The sequence below is a fragment of the Corynebacterium stercoris genome (genome assembly GCF_024160105.1).
Classification (GTDB): Bacteria; Actinomycetota; Actinomycetes; order Mycobacteriales; family Mycobacteriaceae; genus Corynebacterium; species Corynebacterium stercoris.
On sequence record NZ_JAMFTQ010000003.1, the window covers coordinates 90,215 to 114,038 of the forward strand.

18 protein-coding genes and 1 tRNA gene are annotated in these 23,824 nt (G+C 63.6%); 10 read left to right on the forward strand and 9 right to left on the reverse strand.

The annotated features are described in order from the left end of the window. Positions 1-2: 2 nt before the first annotated feature. Complete coding sequence (gene argS / locus M5J20_RS03925) at positions 3-1,664, reverse strand: arginine--tRNA ligase (protein WP_253576538.1); 1,662 nt, start codon at positions 1,662-1,664, stop codon at positions 3-5. Between the two features lie 313 nt (positions 1,665-1,977). On the opposite strand from argS, the gene M5J20_RS03930 reads away from it, so the two are divergent. From M5J20_RS03930 to M5J20_RS03970, 9 genes are all read left to right on the forward strand, one after another. Continuing rightward, positions 1,978-3,657, forward strand: coding sequence for an L-lactate permease (locus tag M5J20_RS03930; protein WP_253576540.1), 1,680 nt, complete (start codon positions 1,978-1,980; stop codon positions 3,655-3,657). A 154-nt stretch (positions 3,658-3,811) separates the two neighbouring features. Further along, a complete protein-coding gene (locus M5J20_RS03935) occupies positions 3,812-4,597 on the forward strand; it encodes a (Fe-S)-binding protein (RefSeq protein ID WP_253576542.1) in 786 nt (261 codons plus the stop codon). Then, complete coding sequence (locus tag M5J20_RS03940; protein ID WP_253576544.1) at positions 4,594-6,156, forward strand: LutB/LldF family L-lactate oxidation iron-sulfur protein; 1,563 nt, start codon at positions 4,594-4,596, stop codon at positions 6,154-6,156. The genes M5J20_RS03935 and M5J20_RS03940 overlap by 4 nt, the downstream gene beginning before the upstream one ends. Before the next feature lie 2 nt (positions 6,157-6,158). After that, positions 6,159-6,833, forward strand: coding sequence for a LutC/YkgG family protein (locus tag M5J20_RS03945; RefSeq protein WP_253576546.1), 675 nt, complete (start codon positions 6,159-6,161; stop codon positions 6,831-6,833). 164 nt (positions 6,834-6,997) lie between these two features. Further along, complete coding sequence (locus M5J20_RS03950) at positions 6,998-8,698, forward strand: alpha/beta fold hydrolase (protein WP_253576548.1); 1,701 nt, start codon at positions 6,998-7,000, stop codon at positions 8,696-8,698. 208 nt (positions 8,699-8,906) lie between these two features. Next, positions 8,907-9,590 (forward strand): type 1 glutamine amidotransferase domain-containing protein, encoded by a 684-nt coding sequence (locus M5J20_RS03955; protein WP_253576550.1) that lies wholly within the window; start codon positions 8,907-8,909, stop codon positions 9,588-9,590. Between the two features lie 106 nt (positions 9,591-9,696). Further along, a tRNA-Arg gene (locus M5J20_RS03960) sits at positions 9,697-9,773 on the forward strand. Between the two features lie 310 nt (positions 9,774-10,083). Beyond that, positions 10,084-12,084, forward strand: a complete 2,001-nt coding sequence (locus tag M5J20_RS03965; RefSeq protein WP_253576552.1) for a site-specific DNA-methyltransferase — start codon at positions 10,084-10,086, stop codon at positions 12,082-12,084. A 2-nt stretch (positions 12,085-12,086) separates the two neighbouring features. Then, complete coding sequence (locus M5J20_RS03970; RefSeq protein ID WP_253576554.1) at positions 12,087-14,660, forward strand: DEAD/DEAH box helicase; 2,574 nt, start codon at positions 12,087-12,089, stop codon at positions 14,658-14,660. A 152-nt stretch (positions 14,661-14,812) separates the two neighbouring features. Here the strand turns inward: M5J20_RS03970 and M5J20_RS03975 are convergent, their stop codons facing one another. The 4 genes from M5J20_RS03975 to cmtR form a co-directional block, all read right to left on the reverse strand. Further along, the gene (locus tag M5J20_RS03975; RefSeq protein WP_253576556.1) at positions 14,813-15,982 is read right to left on the reverse strand and encodes a hypothetical protein; all 1,170 of its coding nucleotides are present in this window, start codon (positions 15,980-15,982) and stop codon (positions 14,813-14,815) included. A gap of 3 nt (positions 15,983-15,985) precedes the next feature. Continuing rightward, positions 15,986-16,525: a DUF4365 domain-containing protein gene (locus M5J20_RS03980; RefSeq protein ID WP_253576558.1), complete on the reverse strand. Its 540-nt coding sequence runs from the start codon at positions 16,523-16,525 to the stop codon at positions 15,986-15,988. Between the two features lie 564 nt (positions 16,526-17,089). Beyond that, complete coding sequence (locus tag M5J20_RS03985) at positions 17,090-17,689, reverse strand: cadmium resistance transporter (protein WP_253576560.1); 600 nt, start codon at positions 17,687-17,689, stop codon at positions 17,090-17,092. Further along, the gene (gene cmtR, locus M5J20_RS03990) at positions 17,689-18,048 is read right to left on the reverse strand and encodes a Cd(II)/Pb(II)-sensing metalloregulatory transcriptional regulator CmtR (protein ID WP_253576562.1); all 360 of its coding nucleotides are present in this window, start codon (positions 18,046-18,048) and stop codon (positions 17,689-17,691) included. Before cmtR ends, M5J20_RS03985 begins: the two co-directional genes overlap by 1 nt. A 230-nt stretch (positions 18,049-18,278) precedes the next feature. Here cmtR and M5J20_RS03995 point away from each other — a divergent pair, with 230 nt between their 5' ends. Then, positions 18,279-18,812: a YceI family protein gene (locus M5J20_RS03995; protein WP_253576564.1), complete on the forward strand. Its 534-nt coding sequence runs from the start codon at positions 18,279-18,281 to the stop codon at positions 18,810-18,812. Between the two features lie 90 nt (positions 18,813-18,902). Here the strand turns inward: M5J20_RS03995 and M5J20_RS04000 are convergent, their stop codons facing one another. From M5J20_RS04000 to M5J20_RS04015, 4 genes are all read right to left on the reverse strand, one after another. Continuing rightward, positions 18,903-19,118 (reverse strand): PspC domain-containing protein, encoded by a 216-nt coding sequence (locus M5J20_RS04000; RefSeq protein ID WP_253576566.1) that lies wholly within the window; start codon positions 19,116-19,118, stop codon positions 18,903-18,905. A 78-nt stretch (positions 19,119-19,196) separates the two neighbouring features. Continuing rightward, the gene (locus M5J20_RS04005; RefSeq protein WP_253576568.1) at positions 19,197-19,724 is read right to left on the reverse strand and encodes a MarR family winged helix-turn-helix transcriptional regulator; all 528 of its coding nucleotides are present in this window, start codon (positions 19,722-19,724) and stop codon (positions 19,197-19,199) included. Positions 19,725-19,807: 83 nt separating this feature from the next. Next, positions 19,808-22,456 (reverse strand): AAA family ATPase, encoded by a 2,649-nt coding sequence (locus M5J20_RS04010; protein WP_253576569.1) that lies wholly within the window; start codon positions 22,454-22,456, stop codon positions 19,808-19,810. Positions 22,457-22,459: 3 nt separating this feature from the next. Then, complete coding sequence (locus tag M5J20_RS04015; protein ID WP_253576942.1) at positions 22,460-23,617, reverse strand: metallophosphoesterase family protein; 1,158 nt, start codon at positions 23,615-23,617, stop codon at positions 22,460-22,462. Positions 23,618-23,824 lie beyond the last annotated feature (207 nt).

The window sequence follows — 23,824 nt, forward strand, 5'->3', positions numbered from 1 at the left end:
TCCTACATCCGCTCCGGCGCGCTGACGCCGATAAGTCCCAGGGCGTTGGACAGCACCTGGCGCGTTGCGCGCGCCAAAGCGAGGCGGGCGGCGTGGATCGGCTGCGGGTCCTCCCCTGCCTTCGGCAGGATCTGGCAGGAGTCGTAGAACTTGTGGAAGGCGCTGGCCAGCTCCTCGGCGTAGCGGGCGATGCGGTGCGGCTCACGCAACTCGGCGGCGGCCTTGACCACGGCCGGGTATTCGCCGAGGGTGCGGATCAGGTCGCCCTCCTTCTCGTGGGTGAGCAGGCCGTAGTCCACGTCCGCCCCGTCGCCTCCGACGCCCGCCTCCGCGGCGCGACGGTCGATGGAGCACAGGCGCGCGTGGCCGTACTGCACGTAATAGACGGGGTTGTCGGAGGACTGCTTCGTCCACAGGTCGAGGTCGATGTCCAGGCTGGTGTCCACGGAGGAGCGCACGAGCGCGTAGCGCGCGCCGTCCACGCCGATCGCGTCGACGAGGTCCTCGAGCGTGATCACGGTGCCGGCGCGCTTGGACATCTTCACCGCCTGGCCGTCGCGCACCAGGTTCACCAGCTGGCCGATGAGCACTTCAACCGCCTGCGGGTCGTAGCCCAGCGCCTGAGCCGCCGCGCGGAGGCGCGCGATGTAGCCGTGGTGGTCCGCGCCCAGCATGTAAATGGCGAGGTTGTGGCCGCGGTCGAACTTGTCGGCCACGTACGCGATGTCGCCGGCGATGTAGGCGGCGTTGCCGTCGGACTTGATCACGACGCGGTCCTTGTCGTCGCCGAAATCGGTGGAGCGCAGCCACCACGCGCCGTCGGCCTCGTAGAGGTTGCCGTTGTCCTTCAGCGTCTGAATCGCCTTATCCACCGCGCCTGTCTCGAACAGGGAGTTCTCGTGGAAGTACACGTCGAAATCCACGCCGAAATCGTGCAGGGACTCCTTGATCTGCGCGAACATCATCTCCACGCCGTCCGCGCGGAAGCGCTCCTGCACCTCGGCAGCCTCACCGTCGAGCACCTCGGGCCCACGCTTATCGACGACCGCTTGAGCAATCTCCTTGATATATCCGCCGCCGTAGCCGTCCTCCGGGGTCGGCTCGTTCTTGGCCGCGGCCACCAGGGAGCGGGCGAAACGGTCGATCTGGCCGCCGTGGTCGTTGAAGTAGTACTCCCGGGTCACGTCGGCGCCGGACGCCTCGAGCACGCGGCCGAGAGAGTCGCCCACGGCAGCCCAGCGGGTGCCGCCCAGGTGGATCGGGCCCGTCGGGTTCGCGGAGACGAACTCGAGGTTGATCTTCTGCCCGTCGTAGAGCTCGGAGGTGCCGTACGCCTCGCCCTGCTCGAGGATCTGGGCGACGAGCTGGCCCTGCGCGTCACTTGCCAGGCGCAGGTTGATAAAGCCCGGGCCGGCGATCTCGGCGGATTCGACAGCGGGGTGGGCCAACAGAGCGTCGGCAAGCAACTGCCCCAGCTCGCGCGGGTTCATGCCCGCCCTCTTAGCCACCTGGAGCGCCACGTTGGTGGCGTAATCGCCGTGCTCGGGGTTGCGGGGGCGCTCGACGGTGACCACCTCCGGGACCGCCTCGTGGTCCAACTCGCGATCACGCAGGACGTCCACGGTGATCTGCCGGATAGTGGTTGCAAGGTCCGCTGGTGTCATGACGGCCAAGTGTAATTCAGGCGGCGGGGCCCCTCCCCCTACCCCCGGATGAACCGCACGGCTACCCCCGACCAGCGCGGAAAACGCCAGCTATGAGTGTTTGCTGGGAAAAGTGTTGAAGATCTCGTGGCGAAAGTTTGCTACAGCTTCCGAATACGTTGCATGTGCTGACATAATTCGCCATGGATCACAGGAGCCGAGCCTGGATGGTGTGGACCACACGAACGTTCCGGCCGTCACTGATTTCCATGACTTCAAGTCCCGAGAGCGCGCTCCCGCACGCTCCCCCGACTCGCTTGTAAGGAGCGTGTTCATGAACCAATTCCAGGTGTTCACCGACGCTGTTGGCGGCAGCGTCGGCCTGTCGGCACTGGTATCAACCCTGCCGCTCATCACCTTCTTCATCATGCTGCTGGGCGTGAAGGCCCGCGCCCACACCTCGGCGCTCGTCGCCCTGGTCGTGGCAATCCTGGTGGCCATCTTCGGCTTCCACATGCCCACCGCGATGGCGCTTTCTTCCGCGCTGCGCGGCGGCCTCTACGGCCTCTTCCCCATCGTCTGGACCATCCTCAGCGCGATCTGGTTCTACCAGATCACCGTGGCATCCGGCCGCTTCGAGGACCTGCGCCTGGTCTTCGACAAGATGGGTAACGGCGACGTCCGCATCCAGGCAATGCTCATCGCGTTCTGCTTCGGTGGCCTGCTCGAGGCGCTCGCCGGCTTCGGTGCACCGGTTGCCATTACCGCGACGATGATCCTCACCCTGGGCATCCCGCCGCTGCGCGCCGCAACCATCGTGCTGATCGCCAACACCGCTCCGGTGGCCTTCGGTGCCGTGGCTATCCCGATTACCACCGCTGGTGAAGTGGGTGGCCGGACCCTCGAGCAGACCGAGAACATCGCTGCCATCGTTGGTCACCAGACCCCGTTCCTGGCGTTCTTCGTGCCGTTCATCATCGCCTTCCTGGTCGATGGCTGGAAGGGTGTTAAGGACACCGCACCGGCGGCAACCGTCATCGGCCTGTCCTTCGGTATCGCTCAGTGGTGGACCTCGAACTTCTTCCAGTACCAGCTCACCGACGTCGTGGCCTGCATCGTCGCCCTCGGCGCCGCGTTCATCCTGCTGCGTTTCTGGCAGCCGAAGGGTGTTGCGGAGTCCCGCCAGCGCCTCGGCCTCGAGGTTGAGGGCCACTCCGCCAACGAGATCCACCTGCCGGGCAACCGTGTCTTCATGGCCCTGCTGCCGTACGCAATCGTCGTGGTGATCTTCGGCATCGCCAACCTGGGCACGACCATCCCGACCTGGCTGAAGAGCTTCAAGATCTCCTTCCCGTGGCCGGGCATCGAGACGGGCAAGCTGCTCAACGACGCCGGCGGCGAAGTGAAGACGGACTACTCCTTCGCCTACATCAACAACGCGGGTTCCCTGCTGGTCATCTCTGCGCTGATCGTGGCGATCATCTACATGATCTTCAACGAGAACGGCCGCTACAAGCTCACCTGGGGCCAGGTTGGCAAGGAGTGGGTGGACACCGCCTACCGCATGCGCTGGTCCGCTGCGACCATCTTCCTGGTCCTCGCGCTCGCGTTCGTGATGAACTACTCCGGCCAGACCGTCACCATTGGTGAGTTCTTCGCCAACCTCGGCCCGGCCTTCGCGTTCTTCGCTCCGGTCCTCGGCTGGGTCGGCGTGGCCGTCACCGGCTCCGACACCTCCGCCAACGCGCTGTTCGCCAACCTCCAGGTCACCGCGGCGGATCGCCTCGGCCTCAACCCGGACCTCATGCTCGCCGCCAACACCACCGGTGGTGTGGTGGGCAAGATGATCTCCCCGCAGTCCCTCGCTATCGCCGCCACCTCGGTGAACATGGAGGGCAAGGAGTCCGAGATCTTCAAGAAGGTCTTCCCGTGGTCCTTCGGGTTCCTTATCGCAGTGTGTGTCCTGGTGTTCCTGCAGACGAACATCCTCTCCGGGCTCGCGCCGGTGGTCTAACCCCACCATCTCCAACAATTCGGCATACATAACGGGTAAAATCACACCTGTGCCGTTGGTGTCCCGCTCCGCCAGCAGGTGGGCGGGACACGCTAGTTTTGACCGACTGTAAAACCGCATACCACCGCTCATTACCAACCATGAAGGAGCCCACATGCGAGTAGCGCTGTTCTCTACTTGTATCGGCGACGCACTCTTCCCCGACGCACACAAGGCTTCCGCGCTTGTGCTTTCGCGCCTCGGCTGCGAAGTGGTGTTCCCGGAGTCGCAGACCTGCTGCGGCCAGATGCACGTCAACACCGGCTACCAGAAGCAGGCGGTGCCCATCATTGAGACGTACGTGGACACGTTCTCCGATCCGTCCATTGACTACGTCGTTGTCCCGTCCGGTTCCTGCACCGGCGCCGTGCGCGAGCAGCACGTGCGCATCGCTGAACGTTACGGCAGCTCCTCGCTTGCCGACGGCGCGAAGACGACCTCAGACAAGACCTACGACCTGTCCGAGTTCATCGTGGACGTGATGGGCACGACCGATGTGGGCGCATTCTTCCCGCACCGCGTCACCTACCACGCCTCCTGCCACTCCAAGCGCTTCATCAAGGTGGGCGAGCGCCCGAAGGACCTGCTGCGCGCTGTCGAGGGCCTGGAGCTCGTCGACCTCCCGAACGAGGAGGAGTGCTGCGGTTTCGGCGGCACCTTCGCGGTGAAGATGAGCGAGGTCTCCGCCGCCATGGTGTCGGACAAGACCCGCCACATCAAGGACACCAAGGCGGAGTACGTCACCGCGGGTGACTCCTCCTGCTTGATGAACATCGCCGGCGCGATGAGCCGCCAGCACAGCGGCATCCGCGCCGTGCACATGGCTGAGATCCTGGCGTCGACCAAGGAGCACCCGTGGACGCCGACGTCGGCCGCGTACTCGAAGGAGAAGATGCTGTGAAAGTTGCACTGGGCAAGCCGACCATGCCGCCGCACGCAGTGGGCCCGAACCACCTGCGCGGCGAGCAGAAGTTCCAGAAGGCCGCGCACCGCGAGCTGGACAACGTAACCAAGCGCCGCAACCTCAACTACGCCACCACCACCATCCGCGTGAAGCGCCAGGCAGTGGTGGACGAGTGCGAGGACTGGCAGGAGCTGCGCACCGCGGGCTCCACCATCAAGCAGGATGTCGCCGCCCGCATGCCGGAGCTGCTCGAGGAGTTCGAGCGCAACGTCACCGCCCGCGGCGGCCACGTGCACTGGGCACGCGACTCCAAGGAAGCCAACGAAATCATCGCCCGCCTCATCGAGGAAACCGGCGAGAAGAACGTGGTCAAGATCAAGTCGATGGCCACCCAGGAGATCGCGCTCAACGAGGAGCTGGAGAAGCGCGGCATCTTCGCGCAGGAGACTGACCTGGCCGAGCTCATTGTGCAGCTCGGTGAGGACTTCCCCTCCCACATCCTCGTGCCGGCGATTCACCGCAACCGCGCCGAGATCCGCGACATCTTCGTGGACAAGATGCCGAACACGGACGACACGCTGACCTCCAACCCGCCGGAGCTGGCAGCCGCCGCCCGCGAGTACCTGCGCGAGCAGTTCATGAAGGCCAAGGTGGCCATCTCCGGCGTGAACTTCGGTATCGCCGAGACCGGCACCGTCTCCATCGTGGAGTCCGAGGGCAACGGCCGCATGTGCCTCACCCTGCCGGAGACGCTCATCTCTGTGATGGGCATTGAGAAGCTCTTGCCGACGTTCGACGACCTCGGCGTGTTCCTCCAGCTCCTGCCGCGTTCCTCCACCGGCGAGCGCATGAACCCGTACACCTCCCTGTGGACCGGTGTGACTGAGGGCGACGGCCCGCAGAACTTCCACATCGTTCTGCTGGACAACGGCCGCACCGCTGCCCTGTCCAACGAGATCGGCCGCGAGGCACTGAAGTGCATCCGCTGCTCCGCCTGCCTGAACGTGTGCCCGGTGTATGAGCGCGCGGGCGGCCACTCCTACGGCTCCACCTACCCGGGCCCGATCGGTGCCATCCTCACCCCGCAGCTCACCGGCATCGACTCCACCGATGACCCGAACGGCTCCCTGCCGTTCGCGTCCTCGCTGTGCGGCCGCTGCGACGAGGTGTGCCCGGTGCGCATCCCGATCACCGACATCCTGCTGGAGCTGCGCCACCAGAAGGTGAAGAACGAGACCCCGTTCTTCGAGTCCAAGGCATTCGGCATGATCAGCCTCCTGTGGGGTAACAGCGCGCTGTGGAACCGCGTGGTGCGCATGGTTGCCGCCGGCCGCCTGCTGGGCGGCTTCAACGGCGAGATCAGCACCATGCCGCCGCCGATCAGCGGCTGGACCGAGTACCGCGATGTGGCCGTGCCGCCGAAGAAGTCCTTCCGCCAGTGGTGGGATTCTGAGGAGCGCGAGGAGCTGCTCGCCGAGGCCCGCCGCGAGGGCATCCCGGATGCGAAGCCCAACAATGCCCCTGACCGCCTGGATACGCTCGGAGAGGAGCAGTAGCTATGACCACCAAAGTGACGGGCAACAACGCAACTGAGGAGCGTCGGAACGCGGACGCGAAGAAGGAGATCCTGCAGCGCATCCGCAACGCGCAGCAGCTCTCCGAGACGCCGTCCCACGTCGAGGCGATCCGCGAGTACCGCACCGAGTCCGACCTGAGCACGGAGGAGCTGCGCGAGATCCTCATCGACCGCCTCGTGGACTACAAAGCGACCGTCGTTGAGACGAGCGAGGAGAACCTGGCGAAGGACATCGCCGGCATCCTCGCCGAGCGCGGTGCGACCGACATCGTCTACGCCCCGGGCATGGATGCCTCCCTCTTCGAGGCGTTTGAGGGCGAGGCGCGTGCCGACGATCCGTCGAGCGACCCGCGCGAACTCAACGACATCGGTGCCGCCGTGACCGAGTCGAAGGTGACCTCCGCACAGACCGGCACCATCGTGCTCGAGGCGGGCGACGCTTGTGGCCGCCGCTCCCTGTCCCTGGTGCCGGACCGCCACGTTGTCGTCGTGCGCCCGGATTCCGTGGTCTTCGGCGTGCCCGAGCTGGTGGCCCGCCTGGATCCGCTGAAGCCGAACACCATGATTTCCGGCGGTTCCGCGACCTCCGATATTGAGCTCGTGCGTGTCGAGGGCGTCCACGGCCCGCGCGACCTCATCGTGATGGTCGTCCACTAATTACGCAGCTCAAGCGGCCGCTCGGCCCCGACGATTCGGGGCTGAGCGGCCGCTTCGGCGTTTCCGATCGAATTGACAGCGTCTTACCAAGAATTCCGATAGCATCACGCGCGGGAATATCACGTACGCGAAAGGGATCCACTGTGGCCTCCAAACTCCTCCGCATGTGCACTGCACTCGCAACTGGTTTGACTGTGCTCGCGGCGCCGCTGGGTGCGGCGTCGGCAAGCGCAAGTCCCATCGCCTGGGAAAAGTGCCCGCCGCACGTGACGGAGAAGGGCGCCCAGTGCGGCCGCGTGGAGGTCCCGATGGACTACGCCAACCCGGAGGGCGAAAAGATCACCATCGGCTTCGTACGCGTGCCGGCGAAGAACCCGGCTGCCCGCCGCGGCACCATCTTCACCAACCCGGGCGGCCCGGGCGTGGACGCCTACGGCTACATCTCCGACGCCGACTCGAACGCGCTGTGGCCGCAGGAGGTGCTGCAGGAGTTCGACATGGTCGCGGTGCAGCCGCGCGGCCTGCGCCACTCCACCCCGCTGGAGTGCCCGGACCCGGAAGAGCCGGCGAACCCGCAGGCCATGCTGCAGCTGCAGTACGACGTGATGGTCCGCCCCGGCGGCTTCATCCGCACCCAGTGCGAGCAGGGCCGTCCGGGCTACACCCGCACCATCACCACCGAGAACAACGTCCGCGACTGGGAGCAGGTGCGCCAGGCGCTCGGCGAGGAGCAAATCTCCATCATCGGCGCCTCCTACGGCACCTACCTCGGCTCCGCCTACGCCACCGCGTACCCGGAGCACACCGATCGCCTAGTGCTCGATTCCGCCGCTGATCCGGCGATGATGTGGACTGAGATCGGCGCGAGCCAGGAGCTGGGCTTCCAGCGCGCGCTCAACGACTACTTCGAGTGGGTCGCGGCGAACGACGACACCCTGCACATGGGCGACACCCCGCTCAAGGCCTACCAGTACTGGTACAACCAGATCCTGGCCGAGACCGGCACGAACCCGACCGTCACTCCCCCGCCAGCGCGCATCGGTGACCTGCCGCCGGGCTTCGAGTTCACCGGCCAGGCCGGTGCGAACGCCATCACCGCCACCGGCAAGGCGCGCGTGGAGGCTGAGGGCGTGGCCACCCGCTTCCTCAAGCCGGGCGCGAACCAGGCGAATTCCGAGCTGTACCTGATGACGTACCAGCTCCTGCCCGTGCCGATGATGTGGGAGCAGATCGCCCGCGCCACCAACGGTTCCCTGCAGGAGGAGAACAAGGCCCTGGCCGAGGAGATGGAGGCCCGCGGCGAGACCATGCCGGAGCCGGATCCGGCGCTGGTCGAGGAGTACGAGGGCCAGTCCATCGCCCAGGTGATGCTCATGTCCGTCCAGGCGTGCAACGAGGGTGTGGCAAATCCGGACCTGACCCAGCTGCCGAAGGCGCTGTGGGCCCGCCAGACCGGCAACGCCTTCGAGGCGCCGTTCGCCACCATGGCGTCCGGCCTACAGTGCAACGGCGCCGCCCCGATCACGGGCACCGTGCCTCTCGACGGCTCTAAGCTGGCAACCCGCCCGCTGCAGTTCAACGGCACCGGTGACCCGCAGACCATCTTCGAGGGCCGCTTCGGCATCGCCGAGCCGATGAATGCCCACCTCGTGACCGTGCACGGCCCGGGCCACGGCCACGTGGGCACCGGCAACAAGACGGTCGACCAGGCCGTGGTGGAGTACCTGCGCAACGCCATCTTCGGCCCGCTCGACTTGCCGGGCTTCTTCCAGCAGCCCGCGATGCAGCCGGAGGTGCCGGCCGAGGTCGCCGAGGAGGCCACCCCGGACACCGCTCCGGTCGGTGAAGTGACCGCGGCGCAGTAACTTCGGCGCAAACGAAGCGGCCAGCCACCTCCTTGAATGGAAGTGACTGGCCGTTTCGCTGTCATTGTTTCCCGTGCCACGCTTGTCATCGCGCGCAAGAGTGATTATGGCGGACCAACCCTTGGACGCAATGACCTTGCGCTGTGTGTTGGTGGACGGTTCCTTACGAGAAAGCTGGCACAGTCCGAGCTGTGCTGTAATGGGCCGCATGAAGATCCTTGCAGTATCAACAAGCGTCCACCGTTACGCCACTTCCGGCATCCGCACCGGCATGTGGCTGGGCGAGTTCACCCACTTTTACGACGTGCTCACCGAGGCCGGGCACGAGGTGGACCTGGCCAGCGTCGCCGGTGGCGTCGTCCCGATCGACCCGGTGAGCCTGAAAACCCCGGTTATCCAGATGGGTGGCACGAACAAGCGCTACGAGGACCCGGAGTTCATGTCCCTGCTCGACGATACCCCGGCCATTGCCAACGTGGACCTCGATGCCTACGACGGCATCTTCCTCAACGGCGGCCACGGCACCATGTACGACTTCGACTCCGCAGACCTCTCCCGCGCCGTCGCCCACTTCGCCGACGCAGGCAAGGTCGTCTCCGCCGTGTGCCACGGCCCGTGCGGGCTCCTGGGCGTCACGCTTGCCGACGGCACTTCTCTCCTCTCCGGGCTCAAAGTCACCGGCTACTCCTGGGCCGAGGAAAAGCTGGCCATGCGTGCCGACGAAGTCCCCTTCAGCCTCGAAGACAAACTCAAGGCCGAGGCCGGCGAGTACTCCACTGCCACCGTGCCTATGACCAAGCACGTCGTGGTCGACGGCACCCTGGTGACCGGCCAGAACCCGATGAGCGCCTCCGGCGTCGGCGAGGCCGTGGTGGAGCAGCTGGAGCGCTAACCCCTGTGCCCGCCCTTGCGGCCGGGTGCGATTGCAAGCCTGCCAACGCCCGGTGGTAGTCTCTCCTCGTTGGCATGATCGCCGCATGGCGGCCCGAGGCCAGCGCGTCTTCGTAGCTCAGTGGATTAGAGCATCGGTTTCCGGTACCGAAGGTCGCAGGTTCGAATCCTGTCGGGGACACCATTGTCATATTGGGCTTCATCAACGGTAGGTGAAGCCGCAAGCCGGCTTGGTCGTATCTCGCCTCGGGGCGTCACACATCACGCCGGCTTTGTTCGAGTGTGGGAAAGTGCAGACTCCTTGCAGCCCTCGGCGCCGAACACCCGAGTCGTGGCCAAACGTCCCCTTTAAGGGTCGGGTGCCGAAAAGCTGCGGTGGTGCGAGATTCGAAAGCAGGTTCGCCCCAATAGCCCATTTTCTCTGGCCCATGACGCGCCCCCGGCTACCCTGTTAGACGACGAAACCACTCGCGAATAATGCCAAGGAGACACAAGTGGGCAGACAGCAACGTCTTGAACTGACCTGGACAAACAAAGACAAGGCGCTCATTCCCACTGAGCAGGGCCGTTACGGCTACACCTGGGTTGACCCCCGGGACCCGCGGTACTGCGAAACGAGGGTCTTAACGGTTGACGAAACGGTCACCGGGACGAGGGCGGAGAGGGAGGAAGGCACCACCTACTCCGAGCGGGCAGACCTAGAGCCGCAAACAGACAACCTGCTTATTCTGGGCGAGTCCGGAGACGTACTGGAGGCGCTCACCCGCGTGCCGGAGTGGTCTGAGAAGTACGTTGGGAAGGTCAAGTGCGTTTACATTGACCCGCCGTTCAACACCGCTCAGACCTTCGCGAACTACGAGGACAACCTAGAGCACTCCGTCTGGCTCACCATGATGCGAGACCGGCTGCTGCATCTACGGGACTTGATAAGCGAGGACGGCTCGATCTGGGTTCACCTGGATGACGTGGAAAACCATAGGATGAGAGTGCTGCTTGATGAGGTGTTTGGGAGCGCCAACTTCGCGGCCGAGGTTGTTTGGCAAAAGGCGGACTCCGCCAGGAACGATTCAACTGGTTTCTCTGCGGACCATGATGTGATTTTGGTGTACGGAAAGTCGCAAGACACTTCTTTTCATCGAATGGAGCGTACAGCAACAGACAACGCACGGTTTTCCAACCCAGACGGGGACGAACGCGGAATTTGGTTTTCGGATAACAGAACCGCGCCCGCAGCGCTTAAGTCACGACAACACCCTAGCGTCTATGGGATTCAGCACCCGATTACTGGTGAGATAGTTTACCCAGCTAAGGGGCGTTGCTGGGCTATTGGAACGGATAGGCACCTTACTGCGCTAAACGAGTTCGGAAAGTACGTAGCAGTAGAACCCGATTTGCAGCGCCGTAGCATAGAGTCCGGCATTCCGATTGAAAAACTACGAAAAGATGTTCCCGACTACGTCCTCGTCGAGAAAGACCCAGATAAGCGAGCGACGAGTGCTTATGACCGAATCAAGCAAGGCAACTGGCCGGAGTTCTTCGTAACCGAGAAGTCTTTTGGTTTTAAGGCATATCCTCCGACAGAAGGTCAACCGCCACGTACTTGGTGGAGGAACGAGGCCGTTGGACACAACCGCGCTGCAAAGTCTGAAATCAAGGCGCTTTTCCCCGGCACCACAGCCTTCGCCACCCCGAAACCCGAACGCCTCCTCGAACGCATCATCCACATCGCCACGAACCCCGGCGACATTGTCCTCGACGTGTTCGCCGGTTCGGGAACCACCGCCGCGGTAGCCCAGAAAATGGGCCGCCGCTGGGTCACGTGCGAACTCGTAGAGGACACCTTTGACCGCTTTACCCGCCCGCGCTTGGAGAAGGTCGTAAACGGCGAAGACCAGGGTGGTATCACGCTCCAGAAGGAAGAGCGGGCCGACGCTACCGAGGACGGCTTGCCCGAGGGACTCACCCCGGAAGAAGCTCAACAGTTCACCTCACTGCTCAACAAGGCCATCAAGGACAACGACGAACTGAAGAAGAACCCCGCGGTCAAGCAACTCAAGGCCATGACCAAGACCAAGCCGATCAAGGGCGTGGTCAACTGGCGAGGCGGCGGAGGCTTCTCTGTCGCGCACCTTGAGCCGGCCTGCTACGACTACGACCCCGAGGTAGCACTCACCACCCTGACGGAGGAAGCCACCGGCGACCTACTCGTGCGTTCTGTAGCCGCGCAACTTCGATTTGCACTCACCCCGAACGACCTGCATTTTGACGGCAAACGCGGCCGCGAGCATCTAGTCGTCGTCGAAGGCGTCCTCGACCAAGAGAAGGTCGACGAGGTCATGGCCCACCTTCCAACCGGCCACTCCGTCCTGTTCGCCGCGACCGTGGTCGACGACGCCGCCCGCGAGCATGTCCGGTCATTCAGGAACGGCTCGCGCGTTGTTCACGTCCCGCTCGACATCTTCCCGTACTCCGACGTTGCAGATGAGGAGAAGTAACCATGACACAGAGATTGAACCTCTCCTTTGACGAGAACCTCGTTGCAGAGTTAACCGCCAAGTTCGACCTCCGCGCACCGAACGCCGAAACGCTCACCGAGTTGGTGAAGCGAATCGAAGAGGGCAACTACGATGCTTTAGAACCACTGGTGCTCAACCTCGCAACGGGCGCCGGCAAGACCTACGTCATGGCTGCGTTTATCGAGTACTTACGGCGCCAAGGCCACTCGAACGTCATGGTGGTCACACCGACGAAAGTCGTGCAGGACAAGACCGTCCTCGACTTCACGCAAGGCTCTCACCGCTACATCGGCGGCTTCGACGTGCCGCCCCGGCTTGTCACTCCGGGTGACGTGTCGAATCTCAGGGTCAACGACGCAGCGGCTGACCTGTTTGTGGGCGAAGGTGCCTCGACACTCTACGTTTTCAACGTCCACCAGCTCTTCCCTCCGAAGGAGGGCGGCAAGAATGTCGCAACTGGCGACGAAGCGGCTCGCCGCAGAACTTGGAAATTCCAGGAGGACTCCGGAGCGCTCGCGCAACGTCTCATTGACACGGAAGACTTGGTCATCATTGCCGACGAGTCCCACTTGTTCGGTACCACCGCAAAGACGTTTAGAAAGTCGCTGACCGCGCTGAAGCCGGCCGTGACTGTGGGTCTTACAGCTTCACCGGACGAGGGCGACGACATTGTCTACCGCTACCCGCTATGGCGTGCCATCCAAGACGGCTACGTCAAACAACCGGTGCTGGTCTACCGCGACTCGGGCTACGACTCGGAAGACCGCCAACTCCAAGACGCATTGTCGTTGCTCGCTGCCAAGGAGGAGGCGTACGCGAACTACAGGGCCGCGCACCCGAACGGCAAGCAGACCAAGCCACTGCTGTTCGTGGTCTGCTCCGGCGTGCCTCACGCCACCGAGGTTGCCGAGCGACTTCGCGGTCCCGGCTTCGTGGGCGACCCGCTGGCGGTGCTCCAAGTGGACAACGAGCACAACGACAGCACCACTCAGTCCTTCCTTCGTTACCTCGACACGGACCACTCTCCGGTTCGGGTTATCGTCTCGGTCAACAAGCTGCGCGAGGGTTGGGACACAAAACGCATTGCCGTGATGTGTACTTTGCGCACAATGGGCTCGGAGGTGCTGACCCAGCAGGTCATGGGCCGAGGCCTTCGCCTGCCGTTCGGAGCGCTGACCGGCGTTCCTGCCATTGACGAACTAGACATCTTGTCGCACGAGTCCTTCGTCAAACTCCTGGAATCGGAGAACGTGCTCAATCAGTTCGGTATCGAAGACGCGGTGCGAGACGGCGACGGCACAGAAATCATCACCCCACCTGGAACGACCAACCCACCGCAAGTAAGTCCTGGCACCGGCACCGCCGGTGGTACCTCCACTGCCACCGGCGAGACTGGCAGCACGGCGGTACAAGCTGGCGAGGGCACGTTTACCTCTGACGAAGTGACTGTTGCCCCAGGCGGCCGGACCGTGGGCACGCGAGCACTCACCGACGAAGACGACATTACAAAGGGCGTTGAGGTGTTCACACCGGTCGTTGTCAACGTCAACAAAGAGTTCGCTGGCACCACCTTCGACTTCCCGTCCTCGACAATGACGAAGACGAAGAAGCAGTTTGAACTGGTTGACATCACAAACGCTGCCGTGATCGAGCAAGCACGCAAAGTCACCGACACCAACGAATACTTGGCCCGCACCAAGATTGGTGTCGCAGACGAGGGAAACAAAATCGAACTCGACAACGACGAACGCATTGCAGTTCCGAGTTTCAAGCAGACTCCCTCCCAAGTCGCTGCGGAACTTATCCGCCGCGTGATGGGTTCCGGAGCGGTTGCCGCAACGGCAGAAAATACGAGCCAACTCAAGCGCCGTATTGTGCCGGCCTTTATGGACGCAGCCAAGATTGACCAATGGACGGAGAAAGCCAAGGAGTCTGCGGCCCGGCACCTTCAAGAACTCGTGGTCGAAGAGTCCAAAAAGGCGCACGCCCAGACCGGAACGACGGTGACTATCCACCCGGTTACTTTGCCCATTGACGACTCGTTCGTTTTGGAGCTCGACAAGAAGGTGCTGCAACTGCTTGACCGGCAAGCGAAGAGCGCGAGTAAGGCAGGCTTTAGCGACGCCGAGTTCTACGGCACCTGGAAGAAGGGGTTGTTCGAGGCGGCCCGCTTCGACTCGTTTACCGGTGAATACCGCCTGGCGGCTTTGCTCGACCTTGACCCGAATGTCGTGTGGTGGAAACGTATCTACGCCCACGAAGGCGCAAGGGTGGCCTACACACCGCACAACTCATACGTGCCCGACTTCGTTGTTTTCGACAAGGAAGGCACCCACTGGATTGTCGAAGCGAAAGAGAACCGCGGCCGAGACGACGAGCGGGTCCAGGTCAAGCGTGCAGCCGCCGAGCGCGTGGTGCGCCAACTCGTTGGCATGCCTGAATACGAGGACCAGACCTGGGGCTACCTCATTGCCTACGAGGACGACATTGCCTCTTCCGACTCGTGGGCCGACTTGGTTGCCGGTTCGGTGACGGAGCGGATGCCGAGGCTCTAACTTGTGTGCTCCGGCAGGTTATCGCCCCGGACCTCGTAGCGGGTCTCGGGGCGGTAAGCGATTCGATGGGGGATGACAGGACGGTTCGATCCACTAAGGGGCCTCGACACCACGTAGCGTTTTCGCTGCGTGATTCGTTTCGCGAGTCTGCGTCAGGAGTTGAGTTCGTCGTCCGTCGAGCTTTGAATCCCCATCGGAGCGAAGCTCTCCGGACTTTCCATGTGCCGGGGCGTGGTATTTCGATTGACTACCCCGCGAACCCTTACCGTGGTCTTCTGCTCCAGCCAGTTGAAAATCTGTCGCAAGTCGTAGTTCTGCTCCGACACGGACACCTGAAGCTTGTAGTTCATCTCGGCATCCGGGTTGAGCCGTTCACTATTCTTCGGAACCGCTAGTGTGATTTGGTACAAGTCGGAGTCCAGAGCTTCTTTTTCTACACCGAGAAGCTTGCCAACAAATGTGTTCTTTTCCGGTTCAATTTGCACTGTCAGTCGATTGGCTGTCTCAGTGAGCAAGTCGTGGCAGGACGCGGAGAACTCAAAGTGACGTGGGAGGCTGTTCGCACCGACGGTTTGACTGTGGGAAGGAGCCCACTCGAACTCGGTTGTTGCATCATTGGAGCCTTCAGAAAGAATTTCAGCGATTCCTACGATGAGTTCTCTGCTTACGCCTTGATTGACCATTTCGCGTAGGTCGTCGTCTTGGAGGTTGAACGTCGGTGGTTTGATAACGAACTCGTTGACTGCCTGAAGCGCCTTGGCTAGGGAAGACGTCATCACGCGCTTTTCGTCCGGAACTATCACAGGCAGTGCGTTGTCAACAGTAGGTTTGCCCAGCTTGACGTACACTGGGAGTTTATAGGAACCTTTCTCCGTGAAGCCCGCCATGACTGATTCGTAGCGAACCTCATCAGCGGCAGACAAGTTTCCAACCTGAGCCGTTTGCTTTATTGCGGTATGCGCGACAGCTCGCCAGATCCGGTCTGCCCCAGAGAGCAGGTCGTTAACAACCTTAAGCTGGGCCGCGGATACACCGAAGTCGGTATCGGTTCCGACGTTGGAGCGAAACTCGCTGACATCCACATTCCATAGCAGTAGACTGCGTCGCAGAATGTCAGGACTCAGCTGTTCCCAATACGCCAAGCGCTCGACAGTCGCTTCAAGTGCCCCGGGATCATCGTCAAATGACTTTGGTACTGCCACTTGGGTTTCTGGCTGACCTTTACGAGACCACAACTCGCCAAGTTCACCCCGGGAAACAGCGGACCACTCATGTTGGGCCAGCCATTCCATAAGGTTGGAACGCTCAAATGTGAAGCTCATGGCTTAAACACCTCCCCCAAAAGCGCTCATAGCGACATCGTGCCAGTCACGAATGGAATGAGATGTCACGCGATCTTCCGTACCCAAACTCACGACTTTGGACTGGGCTTCCATATACAGGTTGTTCTTCGCGAAGTCATCGACCCGGGTCCAATACCCGCGGACAGGGAAACTCAGCAAGTCGTTATCATGGTTTGCCCATATCCCGTCCGGCGAGTTGATAACCACCAGAACCAGAATTACTGGGATTTTCGACACGGCCCATTTCTCAAGCCACTCCTTGTAGAGAGGGAACGAGAAATTGTCCTTCCAATATTTCTCCTGAGTTGTGCTTTTCAGCTGCACACGCAGGTTAGTCTCTCGAAAGACGATGTCCCCGTCAATTGCCTGATAGTCCTGGCGGTGCGTGATGAACTGGAACCCATCCTGGGCGCAAACCTGGGCTACGTAGGCAGCAGAAAACTCTTCGGAACGCGCAGTCATGCCGATAGCAGCATCGAGAGGGTGCAACGTTCTCCCGTCAAGCTTTGGCAGTGGGTTCACGCTTCGAATGATAACGGGTACTGCTAGACAGGGAAGGTGCGGTATGGGGAAAAATCTATCTAGAGCTTCGTCCCATAACCATAACCTGGGAAAAGCGCCAACATTACCTCCTCGCTTAGTGCCGTGAGGGCCGGGGTCGTAATACTGCGTTCCTGCTCGGGTTGTCGCGCCGGATTGTTTATGAGCGCGGGCCCAGCCGCGGAAGAGTTTCCGTACTCATTCCGAGCTCGCCGGCGATGCAGGATATCGCACCGCGAGACGTGTGAGGGTGAGCTTGCCCGTGCAGCACCAATTCGATGGTGCGCTGCTTCAACTCAGGGGTGTACTTCGAGGGCATATGTAGGGTTCCTTTCCCAAATTCCCACCCTCCACTAAACCCGTGGCAAACCAGTAGGGGCGCGTGCACTCAGAAGCTGTGGCCTCGTTCAACTGGTGGCGCGGTTTTTGCAGCGCTCTATGGCGGTCTTGTTGCTGCGATCACGCAGGACTGGCTGCGGGTAGTTGTTGGGGCCTAAACCGAGAGGGGTGCGCCCGGTCGAGGCCGTTTGGAACACTGTCGCTACGTCAGAGCCCGAAAGCTCCGCCGCTGACGAGGATCACGATGCCGAGGCCGATGAGAACGATGGGAAAGAGGATGTTCTCAAAGCGTTCGAGCACTTCCGCGATCGGGGGGCGGGTGGCGACGAATTTTGCCAGGGCCACCAAGACCGCAACGAGCGCGAGGAAGATAACGCAGTAGGCGACTACTGCGAGAGGTTCCACGCTGAGGAAGACAGGGGTGTAGACACCGATGTTGTCGCCGCCATTGGCAAAAGTGACGCCTGCGACTGTCCCTACGCCGACCTTCTTGCCGGAAACCTTGGCCTCGTCGTCATCGTCGTCATCGTCTCCGCGCCAGGCCTCCCATGCGGCCCAGAGGCCGATGCCCAGAGGGATGAGACCAAAGTATGGAATGGCTGCCGGGGGCAGAAATGCTCCGGCGCCGATGGTCACAAGGATCGCGGCGACGAGGATGCCGGCAAATCCGAGGTACTGGCCGGCCAGAATACGGGCGGTGGTGCCGCTCTGGCCTGCCCCTCGCGCGAAGAAGAGGGAGAGCACGATGATGTCGTCGATGTTGGTAGCTGCGAACAGGCCTATCGCCTGCAAGACCGTGGTGAGCATTACGCGCTCTCCCCAGCTACGTCGCATCCGGGAAGCGTGCAGGCAGGATCCATGCACGGGGCGTCTTCGTCTACTGCCAGGGTGACATCGACCAGTGTCGTCAGCGCCTGCGCCAGGTGCGGATCGGCGATCTCATATCGTGTCCGACGACCCTCGGGCTCGGAGACGACGATCCCGCAATCGCGCAGGCATGCCAGGTGGTTGGACACATTCGGGCGTGTCAGGTCCAGAGCTCGAGCCAGTTCCGCCGGATAAGCGGGATGGTCGAGCAGGGTCAAGATGATCCGGGATCGAGTGGGGTCGGCCAGTGCACGACCCAGGCGGTTCATCACGTCGAGACGCGAAGCAATAGTCAGCATGTGCTGAACTATACAGTGAGCACTGAACTAGTCAAGTTCCGGGTAGCGCTGCAGCTGTGTGTGCTGCTCAAGAGAGCAGTGGAAGTAGCAGCAATGGCAGAGATTCCGGCAAAGTTGCGACAACAGCACATATTTTCGCTCGGCGATTTTGTTGACGCAGCTTTGAACCAGCACTAGCATCGGTGCCGCCGCACGTATGTGGCATGTCAACAAGTAACGAGAGGAATCCCATGTCCAACCTGACCGGCACCTACACCATCGATCCGGCCCACACTTCCATCGGCTTTATCGTCCGCCACGCAATGGTGACCAAGGTCCGTGGCGAGTTCTCCGACTTCGACGCAACGCTGACCATCGCCGAGAACCCGGCCGAGAGCTCCGCATCCGGCACCGTCCGCACCGCCAGCATCGATACCCGCAATGAGGACCGCGATGCCCACGTGCGCGGCGAGGACTTCTTCGCCGTCGAGCAGTACCCGGAGATGACCTTCAACGCCACCGGCTTCGATGTCGACGCTGCAGGTAACGGCACCGTCACCGGCGACCTCACCATCAAGGAGACCACCAAGCCGGTCACCTTCGATGTCGAGACCTTCGGTGTCGAGGAGGACCCGTTCGGCAACACCCGCATCGGCTTCGAGGCTCGCACCACCATCAACCGCACCGAGTTCGGCATCGACTTCCAGGCCCCGCTGAACTCTGGCGGTATGCTGGTCAGCGAGAAGGTCGAGATCGAGATCGAGGCATCCGGCATCAAGCAGTAGCCACTCCAACTGGGGTGCTCAGACCCCAAAAACAACAAACGCGGCGACCGGTACATGGTCGCCGCGTTTGTGTCGTCGGAAAGCGAAGTCCTAGAACTCCGCCGGCATGATCAACCAGGAAATGCCGTATGCCAGCACGCCCGGCAGGACACCGCCGAGGGCGAGGATGACGAAGACGATGCGGACCAGCGTGGAGTCCACACCGAGGTAGTTGGCGATGCCGCCGCAGACACCGGCAATCTTCTTGTCGGTCATGGAGCGGGTGAGCTTCTTCTCGGGCTGCGGAGCGGGGTACGGGGTGCTCATGGTGGTTCACCTTTCAATGGGGTTTGTTTAGCTTTCACTCCCCATTGTCCGCAGTAATACGGATCACGGCAACGGGGTTTACCCCGATACGCACCCTGATTTTCCGGCCTCAACCTCGTCGTCGGTCTCGTCGTTCTTCGCCAGAAGGTCGGAGACGTCCGTCTCGAGGATGTTGTTCAGGAGCCGCTTCACGTCGTCGACGTTGACCAGCTCGAGGCCGTCGAACACCAGGCGGCGCACAACCTCGACGTGGTCGGGAGCGGCGTCGACGATGCGCTCCATGCCTTCGTCGGTAAGGGTGACCAGCACGCCGCGCGCGTCATCCGGGCACGGGCCCTTCGTCACCAACCCGCGGCGCTCCATGCGGGAGACGAGGTGGGAGGCGCGGGAGCGGTCCCACGAGAGCGCGGTGCACAGGTCGCGGAGGCGGCACTCCCGATCCTCGCCTTCGGAGAGCACGACCAAAACAGCGAACTCGGAGCTGCTGAGATTCGAGGTGGTCTGCAGCGCGTCGTCGATGGTGCGGGAGATCTTGCCCGCCGCAGTGATCATGAGCCGCCAAAGCTCCTGCTCTTCGTCGGTCAGCCAGTGTGCCGTGTTTGCCATGCGGAGAATATAACACCGGGCAGGCGCTTATTGACACGTCCCGTCAATAAGCACTTCTTCAGGGTTGCCTAACTTCGCCCCCGCTACCCCCGCGGGAGCTTCAAATCGTCGATGGCCACGCGCTGCGCTGCATCGACCATATCGAAGCGTTGCGGGAAGCACGTGAACACCAACACCTGCGCGCGCTTGCCCACGTCCCCGAACAGCACGTTCATGCGCCGCAAGCGCTCCGGATCCGTGGCGCCGAGGGCATCGTCCACCACCACCGGCACGGGCGCGGTATCACCGCTGGCGCTCACAACGTCCGCGATTGCGAACCGCGCGAGAATTGCCAGCTGCTCCTTCGTGCCGCCGGAGAGTTCCGCCAGCGGAATCGGCGTGCCGTCCACAGTGCGCTCGGTGATGTCCAACGCGTCGCCAAAGGTGAAGTCCACACTCGGGCCGTAGAGCACCCGCGCGTGCTTGCGCAGCGCCTGGTTGAACGGGGCGGCGTATTTCGCGCGCGCTGCGTCGCGGTGGGTGCGCATCGTCTCGTACAACAGCTTCGCCGCCTCGGCGCGCCGCGTGGTGCGCTCGAGCTCGGACTTCGCCTTCTCCAACGCGGCCTCGGCACGGTCGGCACGCTCAGCCACGCCAGCGGCGATCTCGATGCGCCCGGCAAGCTCCGTAATCTTGCTGCGCGCATCCGCGTGGCGCTGCTCCAGGCTCGCCACCCGGTTCGCCGCACCCTGCGCCAGGCCGTCCGCAATCTCAGGGTGCGCGGCGCGCGCCGCCTCCGCGAGCGCGTCCGCCTCCTGCTTCGCCTCCGCCACCGCAGCGCGCGCCGCCTCCAGCGCAGCCTTGAGCGCGTCGCCCGGCTGCGCCTCCTCGGCCTTGGCCAGCTCGGCGCGCGCGGCAGCGAGCTCCGCGTCCTTCGCCTCGGCGAGCACGTCCACGCGCGCGAGCTCGGCCGCCGCGGGACGCTCGAGGTAGGGGCGCAGCGCGGCCTCGGCCTGCTCCAGCTCGCGCTCGGCGTTGCTCAGCGCAACTTCCTGCGTATCGACGTTTGCTTCAGCCGCCGCCTCGTCCACCCCATCTACACCCGGGGCGGCCTCAGCCAGTTCCGCTACGCGGGCGGTGAGTGCGGCCACCTCGGCGCGCATCATCGCCACGTCCTTGCCGCTGAGCAGGTCGTCCCGGCGGCGGCGCGCCGCGGTAAGTGCGGCGGCGTGTTCGGCGTGCAGGTCGCGCTGGGTGCGGGCCTCGGCAACACTCGCGCAGCGCACGGCCTCCAACAGTTCCTGCAGCTCCCGCTCGGCTTTGGTGAGCGCCTCGGCGGCATCCTGGCCGCCACGGTCCGCGCGCGAGGGCCTGAACACCACCGTGAAATCGCCGAGCGCCAGCTCAGTCCCGTCCACGACAGGCACTGAGGCCTTCCCCGCGTCGAGGGCTACCTCGGCGCCGTCGACACGCACGAAAGCCCCGTCTGGGCCGGCGACCTCAAGGCGCGCGGCGGCGGCGTCGAGCAGCGTGCGGCGCAGCGCCACCTCAGTCTCGGCCGCTTCGAGGGCGCGCACGTCCTTGTCGCTCACCGGCCGCTCGGGCGCGGCCGCCGTCAGCTCGGTTACCTCCGCATCGGCCTCTTCCGCGCGGCGGAGCTGCTCGGTGGCGCTCGCAAGCGTGCGGCGCACGCGCACCAGTTCGCGCACCCGCCCGGCGCGGCGGGCCTCCTCGCGGGCGGTGGCCACGGCCTCTTTTGCGGTGTCGCGGGCAGTAGTGAGCTCCGCGGCTTTCGTCTCCTCCGCGGCCGCCGCCTCGCGCGCGGGTGCCACGCGCCCTTGCAGCTCGCCTGCCTGGCGCTCAAGCTCCGTGGCGCGCTCGCGCACGGTCTCGCGCGCGGCGATGTCTTGTTCCGCGCGCTGCAAGGTCACCAGCTCGCGGGCGAGCTGCTCCCCCGCTGACTCGGCGCGCTGGAGCAGCTGCGCGGCCTCGGCGGCCTCCGCGGCGCGCGCCGCGGCCTCCTCGCGGGCCTGGGGCAGCTCGGCCTCGGCGGCGGCGACCTGCTCCACCTGGCGGGCGTGCTCGTCCACATAGCGCGCCAGCTCCGCCACCTGGGTTTTCAGCCGGTCGCGGTCCTCGCGTGCCGCGTCCACCGCGTGAAACAGCTCCTTGTACCCGGCCTTGGGCGCGGCACCCGGTGTCCAGTAGCGAGCGTACTCTTTCTCCACCGCGGCCATGAGTTCGGTGTCCTCGGCGCCCGCGCCGTCCCCCGCGGCTGCCTCGAGGGCCTTGCTGATGGAGGGGATTCCCGCCGCCGCGATCCCCGGATCCAGCTGGCCCTGGCGCAGAAATAGGGTGGCAGCGAGGTCGCGGTCCATGGAGGTTTCGAGGATGCGCTCCAGCTCGTCGTCGGCCTCGCGGCCGGTGAGTTTGCGGGGCCGCGGCGCGGTGATCGTCAGCTCAGACTGCGGGCTTTTCAGCCACCGCTTGCGAATGGTGAAGTCGTACTCCCCCACCGTGGCCGCAAGTGTCACCTCGGGGGCGACGTCGCGCCCCACCGGCGCGCACGCTTTCACCTCTTTCTTCTTCGAGGTGGAGCGCTCGCGCAGCACCAGGTCGAGCGCGTCGAGCACACTCGACTTGCCCGCCTCGTTGCAGCCGTGGATCACCACCACGCCAGTCTCGGGCAGATCGCTCAGTTCCAGGTGCTCGATGCCGCGGAAATTCGCAACGTTCAAGGAATGGATGCGCATGGGTTAGACCTCCGTCGACAAGCGGAACAGCAGGTTCACCGCGTCGCGCGCGGCGGGATCGGCACCAGTTGCGGAGCGCTGCACAAGTTCGTGCATCGCCTCGCGCGCGTAGCCGGAAAGCGGCACGTTTTCCAGCTCCTCGTCGCTGGGCGCCAGGCGCAGGTCGGCGAGGCGCTCGCGCTCGTACAGCGCCGCGAACACCGGCTCCAGCGCGGCGAGCTCGCGCTGCAGCGTCGCGTTCGCCTCCAGCCCCAGCGTGCCGGTGATGGCGTACTTCACCACGGTGCGGTCCTTGTTCGGGTACTCGCGCAGGTCGGCGATGAGCTGCTCAACGTCCGCCGCGTCCGCGACCTCCCACGCGCGCGCCTCGAACGCCCACGCCCCGGTCGGCGCCTTCTCCACCCGCACATCCGACGAGAGCCCTTGCTTTTCGACGCCTACTACCAGAGCATTGCCCGAATCCGCCTCACCGCCGCCGGATTCGCGCTCCAGAAAATCCGTCGTCTCCGGCGAGCCCGAGAACCAGACGCGCCCCGATACCCCCAGCGACTGGGACGAGTGCGTGTCGCCGAGCGCGACGTAGTCAATGGTGCCGTTATCAAGCGCCGCCTCCAGGCACGGCAGGTTGATCAGCGCCGCGGTCTCTTCCTTGCCATAGCCCTCCACCTGGCCGTGGCCGACCAGGATGCGGATGTTTTCGCTCGGCTTAAGGTCGCGGATCGCGCGGGCGCAGAGGTCCTCGGAGGGGTACTTCGTCATCAGCGGCGCCGCCACGATCTCCACGCCCTCTCGCACCTGGATCGGTTCGGAGGAACCCAGCACGGTCACGCCCTCGATGCCCTCCGTCGAAGCGAAGATGGAGTCCGCCACCAGCGGGTCGTGGTTGCCGGGCAGCAGGTACACCGGCACGGGCAGCTTGCGAAGCGCCTCAAGCGCGCGGCCGAGCGTGGCGCGCTCCAGCGCGTTGTGCTCGAACACATCGCCCGCGACGACGATGAACTCGGCGCCGTGCTCCGTGGCCAAAGCGCCGAGTTTCTCAACCGCGCGGAGGCGGGAATCGTCGAAACGCGATTGCGCTTCGGCGGGCAGGAAACTGCGGGTCATGCCGATCTGCAGGTCGGAGGTGTGGATGAAGGTGACAGCGTGCGCCATGGTCTCCATCCTTACCAGCCGCCCCTCTTCAACCCCCACCCCGAGTAGCCCCCTTGTTTCTACACCGCTCGCTCTTGCGAGTGCACTTGCCCTTCGTCTCGAGCGAGAGTTATTTCTTCAAGCGCCACACGCATCGCTTCGTCCTCGCTCAGCATCTGCCCGCGTGCCGCAACGTGGCGCCGTATCTCCGTGAAGGCATCGAGCAGCCGCTCTCCG